Origin of the sequence: Vibrio sp. AND4, from assembly GCF_000171815.1 — a bacterium.
In the GTDB taxonomy this organism is placed as follows: Bacteria; Pseudomonadota; Gammaproteobacteria; order Enterobacterales; family Vibrionaceae; genus Vibrio.
The window spans coordinates 1-21,963 of sequence record NZ_ABGR01000029.1; the positions used below are offsets into that span (position 1 = coordinate 1).

Genomic DNA, 21,963 nt, shown 5'->3' on the forward strand with positions numbered 1-21,963 from the left:
AGCCATTGGTAATGAAGTTCACCAGTATCACCAGTGGTGATAGTATCTTCATCAGAATAATAAGCAGGATACTGCTTGCGTAGGAAACACGCTCTGGGTAGAGCGACGCGATGGTTTTTGGTGTAACTTCGGCAAACACTAAAACAATCATAGTGAGTGCACCGGTTGCTATCGCGACACCGAGATCGCCATATAAACGCATACCAAGAATGGTTGCGATAGCAGAGGCAAGGATATTAACTAGATTATTGCCGATAAGGATAAGACCAATCAGACGATCTGGGCGGCCTAGCAGTTTTTCGACTCGCCTTGCTCCCTTGTGCCCATTATTGGCTAAGTGCTTTAAGCGGTAGCGGTTCAAAGACATCATCCCTGTTTCTGAACCGGAGAAGTAACCAGATATGACGATAAGACACGCGAGTAGCGCAAATAAGATACCCGTAGAGATGTCGTCCAAAACGCTGCTGTTCCTTGTATAGGTTTGGTTAATTTATGACCGAGCTTGACCTGTAAGTCAATGCAATAAGGGGTACTCTATTTTATTTGCCAATTAATATAAAGGTTAAGGAGTCCATGACCCCTTATTAATTGCAAATGGAGTACATCAACTTAATATAATCTCTTTCACGAAGCGACTGCCGAAGTAGGCCAAGGTCAGCAATGTTGCCCCTGCCACCGCGAACCACGTGACCTTTTTGCCGCGCCAGCCTTTCTGGTAATGTCCCCAAAGAAGAATTGAGTACACAACCCAAGCAATAAAAGACAGAATGCCCTTGTGCGCTTTACCTTGAGCAAACATGTCTTGCACGAAAACGAACCCTGTTAATAAAGTCCCTGTAAGTAGCAAGTTACCAATCAGAATAATTTTAAATAGTTGACGCTCAACCATCATTAAAGGTGGCAAGTTTGGGTTAATTGTTAAAGATTTTTTCGCTTTAAGCTTGTGATCCAGCCACGCTAATTGCAGTGCATAAAGCGCACCAATGGTTAACGTCGCGTAGGAGAACAATGCAAAAGAAATGTGGATGAGTAACTTAGGGTCGTTTTCTAAATGCTTTACAAAGGTACTTGGTAAGAACGTTGCTGCGGTTAAATTGATGGCAGCAAAGCTATAAACCACAGGCAGAAGGAACCAAAGGCGGTTCTTGAGCATCGCGAGGCTCATCACCAGAGAAATAATAAAGCTGATTAAAGAGGCAACATTCAGAATACTGAGATTTTGTCCTGAGCCGTTGAAAATCAGATCGCTCAGAATCCAAGCGTGAAAAACCAACGCACATGCCGCACTGGCAAATACGGTTTTTACTTTGATTCCTGACTGCTGAGAGAGGCCGGGAATGATGGTTGCGATCGCCAGAAAATAAAGAATGGCGGCTGCGATGGCAATTAAGCTATCCATGAGTCTTAGAGTTATTGTGCACAATGGTGACAATATTATACCTTGCATTACTCTTTGGGGCTATGGGCGATGCTTTATCAATCACGAGAGATGAGATATTGAAATTAACGAGTTAGCCCTCAAGTTAAGGATAAGGGCTGCGTTCGGGTATGACTGTGACGTTGGCTAAGGTATACTCACACCATTGATCGCCATTTTAGCGAAGAGACAAAAATGTTTGAGAATTTAACGGATCGATTATCCAAAACGCTGAAGAATATCAGTGGTAAAGGTCGTCTGACCGAAGACAACATTAAAGAAACCCTACGTGAAGTGCGCATGGCACTATTGGAAGCGGATGTTGCGCTTCCTGTCGTGCGTGAATTTGTAAACCGCGTTAAAGAAAAAGCGGTTGGCGTCGAAGTTTCTAAATCACTCACTCCGGGCCAAGAGTTTATCAAGATCGTTCAAGCTGAGCTTGAAGTGGTGATGGGTGAATCTAATGAAGCGCTTGACCTAGCAGCACAGCCGCCAGCCGTAATCTTGATGGCTGGTTTACAAGGTGCGGGTAAAACCACATCGGTGGGTAAACTATCTAAGCTGCTAAAAGAGCGCGATAAGAAGAAAGTCCTGGTTGTCTCAGCCGACGTATACCGTCCTGCGGCGATCAAACAGCTTGAAACACTGGCATCAGACGTTGGTGTCGATTTCTTCCCATCTTCCCCAGATCAAAAACCACTTGATATTGCTAACGCAGCGATTGACCACGCGAAGAAGAAGTTCTTCGACGTCTTGATTGTCGATACGGCTGGTCGTTTGGCTATCGATGAAGAAATGATGGGTGAGATAAAAGATCTTCACTCAGCCATTAACCCGGTTGAGACCCTTTTCGTTGTTGACGCGATGACAGGCCAAGATGCGGCGAATACAGCAAAAGCATTCGGTGATTCGTTACCGCTGACGGGTGTGATTCTAACTAAAGTAGATGGTGACGCACGTGGTGGTGCGGCGCTATCGGTTCGTCATATCACAGGTAAGCCAATCAAATTCCTAGGTGTGGGTGAAAAAACCGATGCCCTAGAACCGTTCCACCCGGATCGTGTTGCATCGCGCATTCTAGGTATGGGTGACGTGCTGTCACTGATTGAAGATTTACAACGTAATGTTGATCATGAAAAAGCAGAGAAACTAGCGAAAAAGTTCAAAGAAAAGAAAGGTTTTGACCTTGAAGACTTTCGTGAGCAGCTAGGCCAAATGCAAAACATGGGTGGTATGATGGGTATGCTAGACAAGCTACCTGGTATGTCTCAGCTACCATCCGATGTGAAAGATAAAGTTGACGACAAGATGTTCAAGCAAATGGAAGCCATCATTGGCTCAATGACAATGAAAGAACGTCAACGCCCAGAAATCATCAAAGGTTCGCGTAAAAAGCGTATTGCTGCAGGTTCTGGTGTTCAGGTTCAGGACGTCAACCGTCTACTTAAGCAATTCACCCAAATGCAAAAGATGATGAAGAAAATGCAGAAGGGCGGAATGAAAGGCATGATGCGTAACATGCAAGGCATGATGGGGGGAGGCGGAGGCTTCAACCCATTTGGTCGTTAAACGATTGCCTAGACTTTAGTTTCAGGGTGTTAGATTCATCACAAACTTGAATATCAATTTATGTTGGTGGAAAAGTAACTAAATCCTTGCATTGCTCCGGGATAAGAGTAAAATTCCGGAGCTTTATTTTGGCACGAGACCCCAGGTTGTTCAGTTTTTTGGACGATTGTTGGGGTTAATTTTATTTTTGAGAAAGCAAAGAGGACGACATGGTAACCATTCGTTTGGCACGTCACGGCGCGAAGAAGCGTCCATTCTATCAAATCGTAGTTGCGGATAGCCGTAACGCTGCAACTGGCCGTTTCATCGAGAAAGTAGGTTTCTTTAACCCTACTGCTCAAGGTCAAGAAGAAGGTCTACGTCTAGACCTAGATCGCGTTAACCACTGGGTTGGTCAAGGCGCATCTCTATCAGACCGCGTTGCTAAGCTAGTTAAAGACGCTCAAAAAGCGGCTTAATTCTTTTTTAAAGAGAAGTAGCTTATGTCGATGAAGGGTAAAGAAACGATGAGCAAGCAAAACGAAAAAATTGTTATGGGCAAGTTTGGTGCTACCTATGGCATTCGTGGCTGGCTTAAAGTTTTTTCCTACACAGACAACGCTGAAAGCATATTTGATTACTCTCCTTGGTACGTTAACCAAAAGGGGAAGTGGGTTGAATACAAAGTAGACAGCTGGAAACGCCATAACAAAGGTATGGTGTGTAAGCTAGAAGGTTTTGAGGTTCGCGAGGACGCTCATCTACTAACTAACTTTGAAATTGCAATAGACCCTGCTTCGTTACCTGAATTGTCAGAAGAGGAATTCTACTGGCGTGAATTGTTTGGGATGCAAGTAGTAACCACAAAAGGTTACGATCTAGGTGTCGTTACTGACATGCTAGAAACAGGCTCAAATGATGTTCTAGTAATCAAAGCAAATCTTAAGGATGCTTTCGGACAAAAGGAACGGTTAGTGCCGTACCTTGAAGAGCAAGTGATCAAGAAAGTTGATCGCGAAGCTCAACGGATCGAAGTTGACTGGGATCCTGGATTCTAACTTTAAAATCATAGAGCGAGAGAACACATGTGGGTTGGCGTAATTAGCCTATTTCCTGAAATGTTCCGTTCGGTTACTGATTTTGGAGTAACGGGTCAAGCGGTAAAGAAAGGTCTTTTATCTATTGAGACATGGAATCCTCGTGATTTCACTCATGATAAACATCGCACTGTTGATGACAGACCTTACGGTGGTGGTCCTGGCATGTTAATGATGGTTCAGCCTTTGCGCGATGCTATCAAAACTGCCAAACAAGCATCACCGGGAAAGACGAAAGTTATCTATCTTTCACCTCAAGGTCGCAAACTCGACCAGAAAGGTGTTGAAGAGCTGGCAACAAACGAGAATTTACTTCTTATTTGTGGTCGCTACGAAGGGGTAGATGAGCGCATCATTCAATCTGAAGTCGACGAAGAATGGTCGATTGGGGATTTTGTGATGACGGGCGGTGAACTGCCAGCCATGACGTTAATTGATTCAGTCTCTCGGTTTGTCCCGGGGGTACTTGGAGATTTCGCGTCAGCAGAAGAAGATTCTTTTGCAAATGGTTTGCTAGATTGTCCCCACTATACGCGCCCTGAGGTGCTAGACGACAAAGAAGTGCCTTCGGTACTCAAGTCTGGAAACCATAAGGACATTCGTCGCTGGCGATTGAAACAATCGTTGGGCCGAACTTGGCTAAGAAGACCAGAACTCCTGGAAAACCTAGCTCTGACTGACGAACAGGAACAATTACTGGCTGAATTCATTAAAGAGCAACGCTCTTAACGAAAAGCAAGCAGTAACCTATTAAATTTAGTATCAGTTTATTCTAGGAATTTATACAAATGAGCAACATCATTAAGGCTCTTGAAGAAGAGCAACTAAAATCAGACCTTCCTAAATTCGCACCAGGTGACACTGTTGTAGTTCAGGTTAAGGTAAAAGAAGGTGACCGTGAGCGTCTACAGGCTTTCGAAGGCGTTGTAATCGCAATCCGTAACCGTGGTCTTCACTCTGCTTTCACTGTACGTAAGATCTCTAACGGTGAAGGTGTTGAGCGTACGTTCCAAACACACTCTCCAATCGTTGATAGCATCGAAGTTAAACGCCGTGGTGCAGTACGTCGTGCCAAGTTGTACTACCTACGTGAGCGTTCTGGTAAGTCAGCTCGTATCAAAGAGAAACTTGCTAAGAAGTAATGCTATAACTAGCGTTCTCATTGTAAACGGAGCCCAACTGGGCTCCGTTTTTTTATGCGTGAAAAAGGGCGCAGTGCTGAGGGAACGGACTTCGTCCTTCGAGAATCGAGAACGCTACGCTTTAGGAACCGAGAGGTGTTGTTGGAGGGCTAGTGCAAGAAGTTTGGTATTGAAGATGTTGACAGAACTTGTTTCTAAAAAAACAAAATAGAGCCGAATCCCGAATCCCGAATCCCGAATCCCGAATCCCGAATCCCGAATCCCGAATCCCGAATCCCGAATCCCGAATCCCGAATCCCGAATCCCGAATCCCGAATCCCGAATCCCGAATCCCGAATCCCGAATCCCGAAAAAAAAGGGCCGATGCTCTCACACCAACCCCTCTCTTTATTCTTGAAACGTAGCATTCTCGTTTCTTGATTCTATAGCCTGTCAATTCTTTACTTTAGTACTGATCTTCAGACCAACCATCACTGTCTGACATATCCGGAGCACCAGCAATGGCGTTGTCTTCATCAGCCCACTCGCCAAAATCAATCATTTGGCACTGCTTGCTACAAAAAGGGCGGTAAGGACTTTGCTCGCCCCATTCAACGTCAGCACCACATTGTGGGCATGGAACGACGGTTATTTTAGACATTGTCATTCGTCCTATTTATTCGGTATTAAAAGAGATTATGGTTATGGTAATGCGTCTTGGGCTTAGCTACAAACCGCAAGTTCAAACTCGACATCTTGGGTACAAGCTTGTCCATTTTCAAACGCCATAAATTTGATGGCAAAACGGTTTTTGTGACCCGAAATCATCGGGTAAACACCATATTCCATTGGAATGTTTAGACGTAGGATATTAGCTTCATCCGCGTCACTTTGGAAGAATCCTGCACGCGCTATTTGGGCTTTAAAATGACCCGTTTCGCGAGTCAGTTTTAGCCACAGAGCCAGTGCATCTGCAAGTGGGGCTAGGCTTGATTGCCATTGGTTGGCATCATGCTTTTTACGTTCAATTGGTAAGTGAAGCCAGTAATGTAAAGCGGGCAGGTCGAAACAACATGAGCCACCAGGTAAGTTAAAACGCTGGCGGATTGAACTTAAGAAACGATCTTCCTTAAGCGCCTGCCCGAAACGTTCAGCCGTCATTAGTTGGCTATGTATGGCATCGATCTCTCTGAGGAGTTCGCTAAGCGCTTGTTGATCGACACCTTCAACATTTAACCAGTTGCGATAAGCCAAACGTTGTCTTTCAAGATCTTTCGCCAGTTCGCTCTTCAGTTGGATCTGCTCGAAGATTTCGACCATGTCGAAGAGTGCGCGGAAGAAAAGCTGATATTGATGGTTATCAGCAAAACCAGAGGCTAGGTGAGCCTGACGAAGCAAAGACTCGACTCTTAAGTAGATGCGAGTTTTTTCATTTAACGGATGTTCAAATTTGTGCTTGGTCATCAACGGTAGCCTTGGTGAATTTCACACCTATTCTCGCAGATTTTTCTTGCTCATGGCTAGGTACTTTTGGTGTAAATCTGTGACTTGAAGCAAAAGATCTGCGTCATTTGGATTATTCTTTACAATATCATCAGCCAGAGCGAGGCGTTGTTCACGAGAAGCTTGAGATGCCAAGATGGCTTCGGCCTGCTTTTTGCTGACGTTATCGCGCTCTACGGTTCTGGATACCTGAGTTTTTGGATCAACATCCACGACAAGAACACGATCACACAAGCTATCAAGTTTGTTCTCTACCAACAAAGGCACAACTAAAAGCGCATAGTCTGATGTGACTTGTTTTAAGTCTTCGACCATTTTTTCACGGATAATGGGATGTAATAAGCTGTTTAGCCAAGCTTTTTCCTTCGGATTAGAAAAAATCCGCTCTCTTAACTTGGCTCTATCCAGTGTTTGGTTATCGCAGATAATATCCGCGCCAAAGTGCTCGAAAATGGCATTTAGCCCTGAAGTTCCGGGCTCTACCACTTCGCGTGCCACGATATCAGCATCAACAATGTCGATGTTGAACTCTTGTTGAAACAGGTTTGCCACTGTAGTTTTGCCACTAGCGATGCCACCAGTAAGGCCTATAACCAAAGTCATTTAGACTCCTAGGATTGACGTAAAGTACCAGTTGAGGATCTGATGGCCCCAAATTAGGCTCACCCAACCCGCAATCGCGAGGTAAGGACCGAAAGGAAAAGCTTTCTCTATGCCTTGTTTCTGCAAGCGCAATTGGATAAGACCAAAAATGACACCGACAACTGAGGAGAGCAAAATGATCATTGGTAGAGATTGCCAACCTAGCCAAGCGCCTAATGCTGCAAGGAGTTTGAAGTCTCCATAGCCCATGCCTTCTTTACCTGTTAGGAGTTTAAACAGCCAATAAACACTCCAAAGGCTCAGGTAACCGGTCATCGCGCCAATAACGGAATCTTGTAGGCTAATTGGGCTGACACCAATCAGAGCCAGTGTGATTCCACCCCACATTAATGGCAGAGTCAGTTGGTCTGGCAACAACATAGTATCGAGGTCGATGAACGTGGCTGCAATCAGCAACAAGGTAAAGAAAATCAACGCCACAGTGAAATAGCTAAAACCAAAATGAAAAGCGAGAAACCCGCAACAAAATGCGCTTAGTAGTTCGATAATAGGATAGCGAGCACTGATGGAAGATTGGCAATGATGACATTTGCCTCTCAGCAATAGCCAGCTCACCACAGGAATGTTATCTCGGATGCGAATTGGTGTTTTGCATTGCGGGCAAGATGAGCGCGGCACGCTTAAAGTTAGCGCCTCTTTGGGAGGTTCAATTTTGTATTCAGGGAAGGATTCAGCGCAGTCGCGTCGCCATTCTAGCTCCATGATTTTGGGTAAGCGGTAAATAACCACGTTGAGAAAGCTACCGACGATCAAACCAAAAATCGTGGCAAATACAACGAATAGCCATGGGTAGTACTGGAATACTTCCATATCTGTCTCTTGAACGATGAATCAAATGAGCAGTAAGCAACATGCTGTTTTGATATAGTTAATTTACTAAAGGATCATTCTATCCTATTACGCTCATCAAATTAAAGATGGGTAAGTACATCGCTATAACTAGACCTCCAATCACCACACCAAGAAAAATGATGAGTAGCGGTTCTAAAATCTTACTCAGATTATCGACGGTGCTATCCACTTCAAATTCATAAATAGTCGCTATCTTGTTGAGCATGTCATCTAAGCGACCTGATTCTTCACCAATCATCACCATTTGCCAAACCAATTCTGGGAATACGTTACCATTACGCATAGCAACATACATTGGCATGCCTGCCGCTGTGTCTCGGTAAACGTCTTCGATTGCGAGTTGATAGTACATATTACCTGAGATTTTTGATGTGGTTTTCAGTGCGATGAGAATTGGGATACCTGAACTAAAGCTGGTGGCTAAAGTTCGACTAAACCGAGCAATGGCGGCTTTGGATAACACAGGACCTAAGATGGGGATATTTAAACTCCAACGAGCGAGTAATAGTTTGAAGGGGGCGGAACGACTTACCATGATGTTTGAATAGATGAGCAGGATGAAAAAAACTAGCCCAGCGAGGTGCCCCCAGTTTTGAATCCAAGCAGAGAGGTCAAGTATCGTTTGGGTAAAAGCGGGTAAGTCAGCGCCAAAGCCAACAAACATCTTTTCAAATTCAGGGATAACTTGAGTAAGCATTAAATAGCAAACCCCGAGGGCGACTAAAATAACCATAGTCGGATAAATCAGCGCTTTGGCCACTCTTGCGCGCAGCTGTTCGCTCTTTTCGCGGTAAGTTGCTAGGCGGTCAAAAACTTGAGGTAAGTTACCGGATTGCTCCCCAGTGGCAATTAAATTGGTATAAAGTGGGTCAAAGTGTTTACTGGTCGTTCCCATGGCTTTCGATATCGGCGTACCAGCCTCTACGGCTCGTGTGATACTCATTAGAGTCGATTTCATCTCGGCTTTTTTGTGGCTTTTTGCAACCAACTTCAGTGCTTGAACAATGGGTACACCCGTCATTAGCATGGTGGTAATTTGACGGGTGAACACTGTGACATCCTTCCCTTTGATTCGATGATTGAACTTAGTAATAAAAGAAATGCTGCCTTTCTTAAGTTTTTTGATTGTAATGTGTTGAGCATCTAGGTGTTCTCTTACTTCTAACTCTGTTATCGCGAGCACGTTACCAGAGATTTTCTTTCCTGAACGATTGATGCCTTTCCAACGGTAGTTTTTGAGTTGAGGAGTGACAATTTTCATAAACTGGGTTAAGCCTAATAAATTCTGGAAATGTTAAAAGTAAAGGACGCGCTGTAGCTCACTAAAGCTGGTAATACCTTGTTTGAGCTTTTCGGTGCCAGACATTTTTAGAGTTTGCATACCATTGGCAATGGCGAGTGTCTCTAATTCGTGTGTCGAAGCCCCCTTGATGAGCGCTTCAGAAAGGGATTGATCAAACTTCATCATTTCGAAAATACCTGTTCTTCCAGAATAACCCTGAGTACATTCGTTACAACCGTCTGAATTAGCTTGAAAGATATCATCACTATTGGTAATACCAATATGCTGTAATTGAGCATTTGGCGTTTGCGGCAGCTTGCAGTGGGGACACAGTTTTCGGGCAAGACGCTGAGCGATGATTAAGCTAAGTGAACAGGGGAGATTAAAGCTTTCAACGCCCATATTCGATAATCGGATAACGGTTTCGGCAGCGGAGTTAGTGTGCAAAGTTGAAAGGACTAAGTGCCCAGTCTGCGACGCTTTAATGGCGATTTCGGCAGTGTCGAGATCTCGGATCTCACCCACCATGACAACATCCGGATCTTGACGCAAAAAAGAACGGAGCGCCTGTGCAAAACCAAAGCCGATTTTTGGCTGTACTTGAACTTGGTTGATACCAGTGAGGTTAACCTCAACCGGGTCTTCAGCGGTGGAGATATTGATCTCTGGTTTGTTTAGAATATTCAATCCAGTATAGAGTGAGACTGTCTTACCACTGCCTGTTGGGCCTGTCATCAGGATCATACCTTGCGGACGGCGCAGAGCCTCTAAATAAAGTTGTTTTTGTTGCTCGTTATAACCGAGTTTATTGATGTTTAATGTCGCCAAGCGACTGTCGAGCAAACGTAATACTATCTTTTCCCCAAACAGAGTTGGCAGCGTAGAGACTCGGATATCAATCGCGGTATCGTGATTTAACTTGAGCTTGATACGCCCATCTTGAGGTAAGCGGCGCTCGGCAATATCAAGCTTAGATAAAATTTTTATTCGAGCTGAGAGGCGACGGTTTAAGTGGCTTGGCGGTTGTTGGGTTTCGACTAGAATCCCATCGCAGCGCAAACGAACTCGGTACATGTCTTCGTAGGGCTCGAAGTGAATATCAGAAGCGCCTTTACGGACGGCATCGAGCAGTATTTGGTTGATGTAACGACTGACTGGAGAATCGTCTTGGCTGAGATCTTCGATGTTTTCAATCTCATCCTCACCAATATCAACAAGCCTCGTCAATTCATCTTGGTTGATCTCTTTAAGACCGGATTTTTCCTGCTCTAGTGCTCGACCATACAAACGTCGTATCGCAGCGGCGAGTTCACCAAAGTCAGCCAAAACAAGTTCGACTTGTAAACCTGTCGCGAAACGGAAGTCGTCTTCGGCTTGAAGGTTGGTCGGATCTGCAACGGCAAGTACCAAGGTTGAAGAGGTTCGCTTAAGTGGTAAAGCGTTATGCCGAGTGATGAGGTCGCGCAAACCAAGCGTTTGGCATAGCGAGGCGTATTCGTACTGGCTCACCGTTGTGTAAGACAGACCGAAAATAGAACTTAGGTGTTCTAATAATTCATCGGGTTGGAAAAAACCAGAGTTAAACAGAGCCTCCGACATTGAAATACCAGAAACTTTAATTTGCTCAAGCAACGACTGTTCTTGGGAGAGCGTCAGCACGTCTAGTTGGCGAAGAAGGAGCGGCAGCTTGGTTTGCATTGCTATTTAGTTACAGCTTTTGATTGTGAGCCCTGTCGTGTGATTGCAAGACCAACCTGAAGCACTTCGAGTGTAGGTGATGTTTGTGCTATTCAGTGCAGCGCCCGTACCAAAGTTGAATGCGACGCTTCCTGCTTCTGAGGCACTTCCATCTTGAGCCAATGCTATTGTTCCAAGGGTGTTCATACCCGCAGAAGCGCCAAGGTCTGCAAGTTTGTCAGTGGCGGGAAATGAGCCATTTTCCTGAATGTATACGTCAATATTTGTTAAAAGAGCACGCACTGTGACCATTCCCGCTGCGGCTTCTGATTTTTTAACGTAGTTCTTGTAGGCAGGAATGGCGACGCCTGCCAGAACACCAATAATCGCCACAACAATCATTAGTTCAATCAGTGTAAAACCCTGTTGTTTATTTGTTTGCATCGTTTTTCCTTACCGGTGGTAAATACTAGTCACTGCACGAGAGGGTAAAAAGAGTGAAAACAAGTGGAAACTGAAAATAGGGTGCCTTTCGAGTGAGCCAGAGAATTTAGGCACTCTGATTGCATTCTATGTGCAAGATTTTGTGATTAGGACCGTTTTCAAGCGGGTAGCGTTTTTAAAGCAGATAAAAATAAAGAGCCGTGTGGCTCTTTAATTGGAGGGGAGCAGTGCAACGCGTCAAGATTCAGAGCGTTACCCTTGATTATTCAGTTTGGTTTACTGAAAGCGCATTGAAAGATCCATCGCTTTTAGGTGCTTGGTCAAAGCTCCGACTGAGATGTAATCTACGCCAGTTTCTGCGTATTCAGCGATAGTATCCAGCGTTATATTACCCGAGTTTTCCAATGCCGCGCGGCCAGCATTGATGGTCACAGCCTCGCGCATCATCGCCTTAGTGAAGTTATCGAGCATAATGATGTCTGCACCTGCTTCGATCGCCGCTTTTAGCTCATCCAAGCTTTCAGTTTCTACTTCAACTGGCTTGCCTGGGTTCAGTGTTTTTGCGGTGTTAATTGCCTGAGTAATGCCGCCACACGCAATGATGTGATTTTCTTTGATTAGGTATGCATCGAATACACCGATACGATGGTTGAAACCGCCGCCGCATGCCACTGCGTACTTCAGAGCACTGCGCAGACCGGGAATAGTCTTACGTGTGTCTAATAGACGACATTCAGTGTGAGCAATTTTTGCTGCATATTGAGCCGTGGTGGTTGCGCAACCTGAAAGGGTTTGAATAAAGTTCATTGCGTTTCGCTCGCCGGTGAGCAAATCCCGAGCAGGGCCAGTCAGGGTGCAAAGTGTTTGGTTAGGCTCAACGTTGTCACCGTCTTTGACGTGCCACTCGATGGTCACTTTGCCACCCAGTTGTTTGAATACTTCATCTGCCCACGCTTGACCACAAAACACACCGTGCTCACGAGTGATGATAGTAGCGGTATTGACTGCGTCTACAGGGATAAGCGATGCGGTGATGTCTTTATTGGCGTCCAGTGTACCACCGAGATCTTCTTTTAGGGTATCGGCTACGGCGCGAGTAATTTCCAATGGAAGCTGTTGCTTGAGGTATTCTAAGCGTTCTTGGCTATTGTGTGTGTTCTTCATCGCAAATCTTGTCTTGAAAGGGAGATGGCAACGAATGATACTCTCCAGTGTTAATAATTTCAGCAGTTAATTTGTAAAGTAGAGAGGTTGATATGTACCTAAAAATCGAGAATGGTTGGTTGACGAAGGCAAAGCATGTCCCGTCACCATTTTTTGATGCTCGTTCAGATAAAGAAGATATCTCTCTGCTGGTGGTTCACAATATCAGTTTACCACCGGGGCAATTTGGTGGTCCTTATATCGAGGCGTTCTTTACTGGCACGCTTGATCCCTGCGCCCATCCATTTTTCGAGGTCATTCACAAAATGGGCGTTTCGGCACATTGCTTGATAAAACGTAATGGTGAAATAGTTCAGTTTGTTTCTTTTCTTGATAGGGCATGGCATGCAGGGCAGTCTCGCTTTGCTGGCCGTGAAGGTTGTAATGATTATTCAATCGGTGTCGAACTGGAAGGTACGGAATTTGTTGCTTACACAGAAGAGCAATATCAATCACTTACTGCATTAACCCAAGCCGCTATGCATGCCTACCCAAAAATCACCTTGCCTCGAATCACAGGGCATCAGTATATCGCTCCCTTGAGAAAAGCCGATCCTGGTCTAAGCTTTGACTGGGTCAAGTACAGGCAGCAACTACAAAGTTAACTTGTAGCGAAAGTGCAAATTCAAAAAACAGAAATACATAAGGCATACACTCAGGTATGCCTTTTTTGATACGAAAAATATCAGTGCATGTTAAGAGCTAACGGCATGTTGGATACTGAAACGGTTCGTGGCGGATAAACGTACAGGTGATTTTTATTCTTGTTGAGCGATATTATTCGCAGCAAGACTCCTAACACCGTTCGTTTCTGTAATTGGTCATACCAATTTTTCGTTGCTTTGATGGGTGGTTGTTATCAAACTGTTAGTTGCCATCCCATTCTATGATTTAGGTCAACTTTTGGCTGGACAGTGGCGTTTTAATTATGTTAATTTCTGCAGCAATTAAAAATTGGTATTACCAATTACCTGCAAGAGTAAGAAGAATAATAAATTATGGCTTATCAAAGGATTCGTCAGCCGAAGCTCTCTGATGTTATTGAACAAGAGCTGGAACGGCTGATTGTGGAAGGGACACTTTCTCCGGGGCAACAACTGCCTCCAGAGCGCGAACTCGCAAAGCAGTTCGATGTGTCTCGTCCATCTGTCCGTGAAGCCATTCAGCGTTTAGAAGCAAAACGTCTGCTTACTCGTCGTCAAGGCGGTGGCACATTCGTTAGCGAAAACATTTGGAAGAGTTTCTCAGACCCTTTGTTGAACCTATTGTCATCTCACTCTGAAACGCAGTTAGACCTGCTTGAGTCGCGCCACGCGATGGAAGGTATATCAGCGTACTTTGCAGCACTGCGTGGTACCGATGAAGATTTTGCTCGCATTCAAGCATGCTTGAATCGAATCAGCGAAGAGCAAAAAGGCGACAACGTCGAAGCAGAAGCAGCGGCAGTGATGCAGTTCCTTATTGCTTTAACAGAAGCAGCACACAATGTTGTTTTGCTTCATATTGTTCGTAGCCTTGCCCCTTTGCTTGAGCAAAATGTTCTACAGAATTTAAAGCTCTTACATCGCCGCGAAGAAGTGGTGGATAAAGTAAGTAAACACAGAGCTAATATCGTGGATGCGATTGTTTCTGGTCAGCCTGAAAAGGCACGTGAAATGTCTCACTCACACTTAGCTTATATCGAAGAAACATTGTTGGATTTGACTCGAGAAGAGTCTCGACGAGAGCGTTCTCTACGTCGAATTCAGCAAGGTAACGATTCTTAACATAAGAGTCGCTTACTTAAATAAGTACATCCAACCAACAGAAGGATAGATCGCCATGTCTGACATGAAGCATGACGTAGATGCACTGGAAACTCAAGATTGGCTAGAGGCTCTTGAGTCCGTTGTTCGTGAAGAAGGTGTAGAACGTGCACAGTTTCTACTAGAAACCGTTCTAGAAAAAGCACGTCTAGACGGCGTTGATATGCCAACTGGCATCAACACAAACTACATCAACACTATTCCAGCAGCACAAGAACCAGCTTACCCTGGTGATGTAACTCTTGAGCGTCGTATTCGTTCGATTATTCGTTGGAACGCGATCATGATCGTTCTGCGTGCTTCTAAGAAAGACCTAGACCTTGGCGGTCACATGGCTTCTTACCAGTCAGCAGCAGCGTTCTACGAAGTTTGTTTCAACCACTTCTTCCGTGCTCCAAATGAGACAGATGGCGGCGATCTAGTTTACTACCAAGGTCACATTTCACCGGGTATTTACTCTCGTGCATTCGTTGAAGGTCGTCTGACTGAAGAGCAACTAGACAACTTCCGTCAAGAAGTAGACGGTAAAGGTGTGCCATCATACCCGCACCCTAAACTTATGCCTGAGTTCTGGCAATTCCCAACGGTATCTATGGGTCTTGGTCCAATCTCTGCTATTTATCAAGCTCGTTTCCTTAAGTACCTTAACGGCCGTGGTCTAAAAGATACTTCTGCTCAACGTGTGTACGCTTTCCTAGGCGACGGCGAGATGGATGAGCCAGAATCACGCGGCGCTATCTCTTTCGCTGCGCGTGAGAAACTAGACAACCTATGTTTCCTAATTAACTGTAACCTACAGCGTCTAGATGGCCCTGTAATGGGTAACGGTAAGATCATTCAAGAACTTGAAGGTCTATTCAAAGGTGCAGGTTGGAACGTAGTTAAAGTTATCTGGGGTAACAACTGGGATGCACTACTAGCTAAAGATACGACTGGTAAGCTACTACAGCTTATGAACGAAACGATCGATGGCGACTACCAAACATTTAAATCTAAAGACGGTGCATACGTACGTGAGCACTTCTTTGGTAAGTACCCAGAAACTGCTGCACTCGTTGCAGACATGACTGATGACCAAATCTTCGAACTGAAGCGTGGTGGTCACGATTCTTCTAAACTGTTCGCTGCATTCAACAATGCAAAAGAGACAGGTGGTAAGCCAACGGTAATCCTAGCTAAGACTGTTAAAGGTTACGGCATGGGTGAAGCAGCTGAAGGTAAGAACATCGCTCACGGCGTTAAGAAGATGGACATGACTCACGTACAATACCTACGTGATCGTCTAGGTCTACAAGATCTTCTTTCTGATGAAAAAGTGGCTGAACTTCCTTACCTAAAACTGGAAGAAGGTTCTGCTGAATACGAATACCTACACGCTCGTCGTAAAGCTCTGAAAGGTTACACGCCACAGCGTCTACCTAACTTCACACAGGAATTCAAAGTACCTGAGCTAGAAGAGTTTGCTCCTCTACTGGGTGCCCAGAAGCGTGAAATCTCAACGACTATGGCTTACGTACGTACGTTGAACATCCTGCTTAAAGACAAGAACATCGGTAAGAACATCGTTCCTATCATCTGTGATGAAGCGCGTACGTTCGGTATGGAAGGTCTATTCCGTCAAGTGGGTATCTACAACCCAGACGGTCAAGAGTACACACCTGAAGATAAAGGCATCGTTTCTTACTACAAAGAAGCAACGTCAGGCCAAGTTCTTCAAGAAGGTATCAACGAGCTAGGTTCAATGGCATCTTGGGTTGCTGCTGCGACTTCTTACAGCACAAACGATCTGCCAATGATCCCGTTCTACATCTACTACTCAATGTTCGGTTTCCAACGTATTGGCGACATGGCATGGCTAGCAGGTGACCAACAAGCTCGTGGCTTCTTACTAGGTGCTACCGCTGGTCGTACAACACTAAATGGTGAAGGTCTGCAGCACGAAGATGGTCACTCGCATATTCAAGCGAATACCATCCCGAACTGTATCTCTTACGACCCAACATTCGCTTACGAGCTAGCAGTAATTATGCAAGATGGTATCCGTCGTATGTACGGTCCTGAGCAAGAAAACATTTACTACTACCTAACAGTAATGAATGAAAACTACGCAATGCCAGCAATGCCAGAAGGCGCTGAAGACGGCATCCGTAAGGGTATTTACAAGCTTGAGTCTCACGAAGGCGCCAAGGGTAAAGTTCAGTTAATGAGCTCTGGTACTATCATGAACGAAGTACGTAAAGCTGCGACTATCCTAAGTGAAGAGTACGGCGTAGCATCTGACGTATTCTCTGTAACTTCATTCAACGAGCTAACTCGTGATGGTCAAAATGCAGAGCGCTACAACATGCTTCACCCTGAAGCTGAAGCAAAAGTACCGTACATCACTACTGTTCTAGGTAAAGAGCCAGCAATCGCTGCGACCGACTACATGAAGAACTACGCAGAGCAAGTACGCGCATTCATGCCTACTGAGTCTTACAAAGTTCTTGGTACTGACGGTTTTGGTCGCTCAGACAGCCGTGAAAACCTACGTCGCCACTTCGAAGTTAACGCGGGCTACGTAGTAGTTGCAGCACTAACTGAACTAGCAAATCGTGGTGATGTTGAGAAGTCTGTTGTTACTGAAGCAATTGCTAAGTTCAACATTGACACTGAAAAAACAAACCCACTTTACGCTTAATACAGCGCTTAACTAGAAGGTAAATAAGCAATGGCAATCGAAATTAATGTACCTGACATCGGTGCGGATGAGGTTGAAGTTACTGAGATTCTTGTAAGCGTTGGCGACAAGGTTGAAGAAGAGCAGTCTCTGATCACTGTTGAAGGCGACAAAGCTTCTATGGAAGTTCCAGCGTCTCACACAGGTATTGTTAAAGAAATCAAAGTAGCGGAAGGTGACTCTGTTGCGACCGGTTCTCTAATCATGATTTTCGAAGCGGAAGGTGCTGCAGCAGCACCGGCTGCGCCAGCAGTTGAAGCGGCGGCACCAGTTGCTGCAGCTCCAGCAGTAGCGGCCCCAGTTACGAAGGAACTTAAAGAAGTTCACGTCCCAGATATTGGTGGCGACGAAGTTGAAGTTACTGAAATCATGGTTGCAGTTGGCGACAGCATCGAAGAAGAGCAATCTCTTCTGACGGTTGAAGGCGACAAAGCATCAATGGAAGTTCCAGCGCCATTCGCTGGTACGCTAAAAGAGATCAAAGTTGCTGCTGGCGATAAAGTAACAACTGGTTCTCTAATCATGGTATTCGAAACTGCTGGTTCAGGCGCAGCAGCGGCTCCTGCTGCAGTAGAAGCTCCAGCGGCACCTGCAGCGGCACCTGCAGCGGCTCCAGCAGCATCTGCAGAGAAAGAAGTAAACGTTCCTGACATCGGCGGTGACGAAGTAGAAGTTACTGAGATCATGGTAGCGGTTGGCGATACAGTAGAAGAAGAGCAATCTCTAATCACTGTTGAAGGCGACAAAGCGTCGATGGAAGTTCCTGCACCATTTGCTGGTACAGTAAAAGAAATCAAGATTGCAGTTGGCGACAAAGTATCAACTAGCTCTCTAATCATGACTTTCGTTGTGGCTGGCACCCCGGTTGAAGGCGCAGCTCCTGCTCCTGTTGCAGCACCTGCACAAGCAGCAGCTCCAGCGGCGGACCGTCCTAAAGCTGAAGCTCCTGCAGCGACTGGCGACTTCCAAGAGAACAACGAGTACGCACATGCATCTCCAGTTGTTCGTCGTCTGGCTCGCGAATTCGGTGTAAATCTTGCGAAAGTGAAAGGTACTGGTCGTAAGAGCCGTGTACTAAAAGAAGACGTTCAAGCTTACGTTAAAGATGCGCTTAAGCGTCTTGAGTCTGGCGCAGGTGCAGCAGCATCTGGCAAAGGCGACGGTGCTGCACTTGGTCTACTGCCTTGGCCAAAAGTTGATTTCAGCAAGTTCGGCGAAACGGAAGTTAAGAAGCTTTCTAAGATCAAGAAGATCTCTGGTGCAAACCTACACCGTAACTGGGTGATGATCCCGCACGTTACACAGTGGGACAACGCTGATATCACTGAGCTAGAAGCATTCCGTAAAGAACAGAATGCCATCGAAGCGAAGAAAGATACAGGCATGAAGATCACACCACTTGTGTTCATCATGAAAGCGGTCGCGAAAGCACTAGAAGCGTTCCCAGCGTTTAACTCTTCACTTTCTGAAGATGGCGAAAGCATCATTCTTAAGAAGTATGTAAACGTAGGTATCGCAGTCGATACGCCGAACGGTCTGGTTGTTCCTGTATTCAAAGACGTGAACAAGAAAGGCATCTACGAGCTATCTGAAGAGCTAATGGCGATTTCTAAGAAAGCACGTGCGGGTAAACTAACGGCGTCTGATATGCAAGGCGGTTGTTTCACAATCTCTAGCCTTGGCGGCATCGGTGGTACAGCGTTCACACCAATCGTAAACGCGCCAGAAGTTGGTATCCTAGGTGTATCTAAATCTGAAATGAAGCCAGTGTGGAACGGTAAAGAATTCGAACCACGCCTACAACTTCCACTGTCTCTATCATACGACCACCGTGTGATCGATGGCGCAGAAGGTGCACGCTTCATTACTTTCCTAAATGGTGCACTGTCTGACATTCGTCGCTTAGTACTGTAATAGAGAAAGTAATAGTTAAGGTGGCTTTCGGGTCACCTTAATTCTTTATGTAAACGACTATTTTTAGACGACAATTTCTTCCCTAGTTCAGAATCGGGAAGATGAATTGTTGTCTAGCTCACAGGCTAACTTAAAGCTGCTTTCACACTGTTAACATCTCTGTAAAATATTGACCGTTTGAAAGCCTAATAATTTAAGAACATCTACTCAGCCTGTTAGGGATAATGACTACAAGAGGTCACAATGAGCAAAGAAATTAAAGCCCAAGTTGTTGTACTTGGTTCTGGTCCTGCTGGTTACTCAGCGGCATTCCGTTGTGCGGATTTAGGTCTAGAGACAGTACTCGTTGAACGTTACAGCACTCTTGGCGGTGTATGTCTAAACGTTGGTTGTATTCCATCTAAAGCACTTCTTCACGTTTCAAAAGTTATCGAAGAAGCAAAAGCGATGGCTGAACACGGCGTTGTGTTTGGCGAACCACAAACTGACATCAGCAAAATCCGTATTTGGAAAGAGAAAGTTGTAAACCAGCTGACTGGCGGTCTTAGCGGTATGGCTAAGATGCGTAATGTTACGGTAGTAAACGGCTACGGTAAGTTCACAAGCCCTAATTCTATCCTTGTAGAAGGTGAAGGCGAGTCAACAACGGTTAACTTCGACAACGCTATCATTGCTGCGGGTTCTCGCCCAATCAAACTACCATTCATCCCGCATGAAGACCCACGTATTTGGGATTCAACGGATGCACTAGAGCTGAAAGATGTGCCAGAAAAACTACTTATCATGGGTGGCGGTATCATCGGTCTAGAAATGGGTACGGTTTACCACTCTCTAGGTTCTAAAGTCGATGTCGTAGAGATGTTTGACCAAGTTATCCCAGCTGCGGATAAAGACATCGTTAAAGTTTTCACTAAGCGTATCAAAGACAAGTTCAAGCTAATGCTTGAAACTAAAGTGACAGCAGTTGAAGCGAAAGAAGACGGTATCTACGTTTCAATGGAAGGCAAAAAAGCACCGGCTGAAGCTGAGCGTTACGATGCCGTTCTTGTTGCTATTGGCCGTGTACCAAACGGTGCACTGATCGATGCTGAAAAAGCGGGTATCGAAGTGGATGAGCGTGGCTTTATCAATGTTGATAAGCAAATGCGCACTAACGTTCCTCACATCCACGCGATCGGCGACGTAGTTGGCCAACCAATGCTTGCTCACAAAGGTGTGCATGAAGGCCACGTAGCGGCAGAAGTTATCTCTGGTAAGAAACACTACTTCGACCCTAAAGTTATTCCTTCAATCGCTTACACTGAGCCAGAAGTGGCATGGGTTGGTAAGACTGAGAAAGAAGCGAAAGCAGAAGGCATCAACTACGAAGTGGCAACATTCCCATGGGCAGCATCAGGTCGTGCAATCGCATCTGACTGTGCAGACGGTATGACTAAGCTTATCTTTGATAAAGAGACTCACCGCGTAATCGGTGGTGCTATCGTTGGTACTAACGGTGGTGAACTGCTTGGTGAAATCGGTCTAGCTATCGAGATGGGTTGTGATGCAGAAGATATCGCACTAACTATCCACGCTCACCCAACTCTACACGAGTCTGTGGGTCTAGCGGCTGAAGTATTTGAAGGCTCAATCACTGACCTTCCAAACAAAAAAGCAGTGAAAAAGAAAAAGTAATTTTTCTTGAACGTTGAATGATAAAAACCGCTGACTTGTCAGCGGTTTTTTTATTGGAAGAAAAGAGCGCTGCGCTTGGAGAGTCGGGAACGCTTCGCTTTAGGAATCGAGAGGTGATTACTGGGAGGCTATTGAAAGAGGCTCGGCTCTAAAAGGAGTTGACGGGTTTTGTCCCTAGAAAGACAAAATAAAGCCGTTTCCCGTTTCCCGTTTCCCGTTTCCCGTTTCCCGTTTCCCGTTTCCCGTTTCCCGTTTCCCGTTTCCCAAAAACAAAAAAGGCCGATACCTGAGTACCAGCCTTTGCTTTTCTAAGCCTAATTATTTTTAGTGATTTTCACGTTTGTAAATGCAAAGCATATCTAAGTACGAGCTGACCAGAGTCGTTAGCTCAGTTTCGCTCATAGAGCGATTTGCTTGTACGAAGATAGAGTAGCAAATGCCATGGAATAGGTTTGCCAAGTGTTCCGGTTCATGTTGGTCACAAACTTCTCCACGTTCGATCGCTTTGATGAACATGTTTTGTACCAGCATTTGGTTCGTGCGATTTGTGGTGACAAACAGTGGCCATACTTCATCACGTGTGGATGCGCTCCATTCAAACCAAACTTTCAACCAATGGCAATCTTGGCTGATTAGCTCAATCATTGCATTGCTGATGTTGGCGATGTTTTCGCGCGCGTGAATGTCCAAATCAATATTGTCAGACAGAAAGTTAGAGAACTGACGAACAACGTGGTTCAGAACTTCATCCACCAAGTCTTCACGGGTTGGGAAGTAGTTAAATACCGTCGCAACAGAAACTTGAGCGATCTCGGCGATGTCTGCGTGACCACCACGGCCAATACCACGACGTGCAAACACTTCAAGAGCGATTTCCATCAGCTGCTGTTTACGTTTTAGAGGTGAAAGCCTGGTGCGAGGTCTTTTTGTAATTGTGTCCATAATTATTTTCCTTGCCATTTGAGTTGATGTTTTGGGGATGTTCCCCTAATTGATTTTGTTATAGTTGCTTAAAGCACTGATGAGTGTAATGGTGCATATGTT

General features: G+C 45.2%; 21 protein-coding genes. 10 read left to right on the top strand and 11 right to left on the bottom strand.

The window, feature by feature from the left end; translation table 11 throughout:
- Both AND4_RS16245 and AND4_RS16250 read right to left on the bottom strand, forming a co-directional pair.
- A partial coding sequence (locus AND4_RS16245; RefSeq protein WP_009844064.1) for a CNNM domain-containing protein occupies positions 1 to 457 on the bottom strand: 457 nt, incomplete at its 3' end.
- Positions 458 to 604: 147 nt separating this feature from the next.
- The gene (locus AND4_RS16250) at positions 605 to 1,399 is read right to left on the bottom strand and encodes an inner membrane protein YpjD (protein WP_009844065.1); all 795 of its coding nucleotides are present in this window, start codon (positions 1,397 to 1,399) and stop codon (positions 605 to 607) included.
- Positions 1,400 to 1,612: 213 nt separating this feature from the next.
- Here AND4_RS16250 and ffh point away from each other — a divergent pair, with 213 nt between their 5' ends.
- From ffh to rplS, 5 genes are all read left to right on the top strand, one after another.
- Positions 1,613 to 2,986, top strand: a complete 1,374-nt coding sequence (gene ffh, locus AND4_RS16255; protein WP_009844066.1) for a signal recognition particle protein — start codon at positions 1,613 to 1,615, stop codon at positions 2,984 to 2,986.
- 209 nt (positions 2,987 to 3,195) lie between these two features.
- Positions 3,196 to 3,444, top strand: a complete 249-nt coding sequence (gene rpsP, locus AND4_RS16260) for a 30S ribosomal protein S16 (RefSeq protein WP_004410028.1) — start codon at positions 3,196 to 3,198, stop codon at positions 3,442 to 3,444.
- 24 nt (positions 3,445 to 3,468) lie between these two features.
- Positions 3,469 to 4,023, top strand: coding sequence for a ribosome maturation factor RimM (rimM, locus tag AND4_RS16265; protein WP_009844067.1), 555 nt, complete (start codon positions 3,469 to 3,471; stop codon positions 4,021 to 4,023).
- 27 nt (positions 4,024 to 4,050) lie between these two features.
- A complete protein-coding gene (gene trmD, locus AND4_RS16270; protein WP_009844068.1) occupies positions 4,051 to 4,791 on the top strand; it encodes a tRNA (guanosine(37)-N1)-methyltransferase TrmD in 741 nt (246 codons plus the stop codon).
- Between the two features lie 59 nt (positions 4,792 to 4,850).
- Complete coding sequence (gene rplS, locus AND4_RS16275) at positions 4,851 to 5,204, top strand: 50S ribosomal protein L19 (protein ID WP_005476458.1); 354 nt, start codon at positions 4,851 to 4,853, stop codon at positions 5,202 to 5,204.
- Between the two features lie 445 nt (positions 5,205 to 5,649).
- Here the strand turns inward: rplS and yacG are convergent, their stop codons facing one another.
- The 8 genes from yacG to nadC all read right to left on the bottom strand — a co-directional run bounded on the left by yacG (position 5,650) and on the right by nadC (position 12,768).
- Entirely contained in the window at positions 5,650 to 5,844 is a 195-nt protein-coding gene (gene yacG, locus AND4_RS16285) for a DNA gyrase inhibitor YacG (RefSeq protein ID WP_009844070.1), read from the bottom strand.
- A gap of 62 nt (positions 5,845 to 5,906) precedes the next feature.
- On the bottom strand, positions 5,907 to 6,647 hold the full coding sequence (zapD, locus tag AND4_RS16290; RefSeq protein ID WP_009844071.1) for a cell division protein ZapD: 741 nt from the start codon (positions 6,645 to 6,647) through the stop codon (positions 5,907 to 5,909).
- 27 nt (positions 6,648 to 6,674) lie between these two features.
- On the bottom strand, positions 6,675 to 7,289 hold the full coding sequence (gene coaE / locus AND4_RS16295; protein ID WP_009844072.1) for a dephospho-CoA kinase: 615 nt from the start codon (positions 7,287 to 7,289) through the stop codon (positions 6,675 to 6,677).
- Positions 7,290 to 8,159 carry an A24 family peptidase gene (locus AND4_RS16300; RefSeq protein WP_009844073.1) on the bottom strand — a complete coding sequence of 290 codons (870 nt, stop codon included), beginning with the start codon at positions 8,157 to 8,159 and terminating at the stop codon, positions 7,290 to 7,292.
- 79 nt (positions 8,160 to 8,238) lie between these two features.
- Positions 8,239 to 9,462 carry a type II secretion system F family protein gene (locus AND4_RS16305; protein WP_009844074.1) on the bottom strand — a complete coding sequence of 408 codons (1,224 nt, stop codon included), beginning with the start codon at positions 9,460 to 9,462 and terminating at the stop codon, positions 8,239 to 8,241.
- Between the two features lie 33 nt (positions 9,463 to 9,495).
- On the bottom strand, positions 9,496 to 11,181 hold the full coding sequence (gene pilB / locus AND4_RS16310; protein ID WP_009844075.1) for a type IV-A pilus assembly ATPase PilB: 1,686 nt from the start codon (positions 11,179 to 11,181) through the stop codon (positions 9,496 to 9,498).
- Positions 11,182 to 11,187: 6 nt separating this feature from the next.
- Positions 11,188 to 11,604 (bottom strand): pilin, encoded by a 417-nt coding sequence (locus AND4_RS16315; protein ID WP_009844076.1) that lies wholly within the window; start codon positions 11,602 to 11,604, stop codon positions 11,188 to 11,190.
- Between the two features lie 276 nt (positions 11,605 to 11,880).
- On the bottom strand, positions 11,881 to 12,768 hold the full coding sequence (gene nadC, locus AND4_RS16320; protein ID WP_009844077.1) for a carboxylating nicotinate-nucleotide diphosphorylase: 888 nt from the start codon (positions 12,766 to 12,768) through the stop codon (positions 11,881 to 11,883).
- Between the two features lie 92 nt (positions 12,769 to 12,860).
- Here nadC and ampD point away from each other — a divergent pair, with 92 nt between their 5' ends.
- The 5 genes from ampD to lpdA all read left to right on the top strand — a co-directional run bounded on the left by ampD (position 12,861) and on the right by lpdA (position 20,919).
- Entirely contained in the window at positions 12,861 to 13,412 is a 552-nt protein-coding gene (ampD, locus tag AND4_RS16325) for a 1,6-anhydro-N-acetylmuramyl-L-alanine amidase AmpD (RefSeq protein ID WP_009844078.1), read from the top strand.
- Between the two features lie 393 nt (positions 13,413 to 13,805).
- A complete protein-coding gene (gene pdhR, locus AND4_RS16330) occupies positions 13,806 to 14,573 on the top strand; it encodes a pyruvate dehydrogenase complex transcriptional repressor PdhR (RefSeq protein WP_009844079.1) in 768 nt (255 codons plus the stop codon).
- 55 nt (positions 14,574 to 14,628) lie between these two features.
- Positions 14,629 to 17,292 (top strand): pyruvate dehydrogenase (acetyl-transferring), homodimeric type, encoded by a 2,664-nt coding sequence (aceE, locus tag AND4_RS16335; RefSeq protein ID WP_009844080.1) that lies wholly within the window; start codon positions 14,629 to 14,631, stop codon positions 17,290 to 17,292.
- Positions 17,293 to 17,322: 30 nt separating this feature from the next.
- Positions 17,323 to 19,245: a pyruvate dehydrogenase complex dihydrolipoyllysine-residue acetyltransferase gene (gene aceF / locus AND4_RS16340; RefSeq protein ID WP_009844081.1), complete on the top strand. Its 1,923-nt coding sequence runs from the start codon at positions 17,323 to 17,325 to the stop codon at positions 19,243 to 19,245.
- A 243-nt stretch (positions 19,246 to 19,488) separates the two neighbouring features.
- The gene (gene lpdA, locus AND4_RS16345; protein WP_009844082.1) at positions 19,489 to 20,919 is read left to right on the top strand and encodes a dihydrolipoyl dehydrogenase; all 1,431 of its coding nucleotides are present in this window, start codon (positions 19,489 to 19,491) and stop codon (positions 20,917 to 20,919) included.
- A 324-nt stretch (positions 20,920 to 21,243) separates the two neighbouring features.
- Here the strand turns inward: lpdA and AND4_RS16350 are convergent, their stop codons facing one another.
- A complete protein-coding gene (locus tag AND4_RS16350) occupies positions 21,244 to 21,861 on the bottom strand; it encodes a LuxR/HapR/OpaR family quorum-sensing transcriptional regulator (protein WP_009844083.1) in 618 nt (205 codons plus the stop codon).
- Positions 21,862 to 21,963 lie beyond the last annotated feature (102 nt).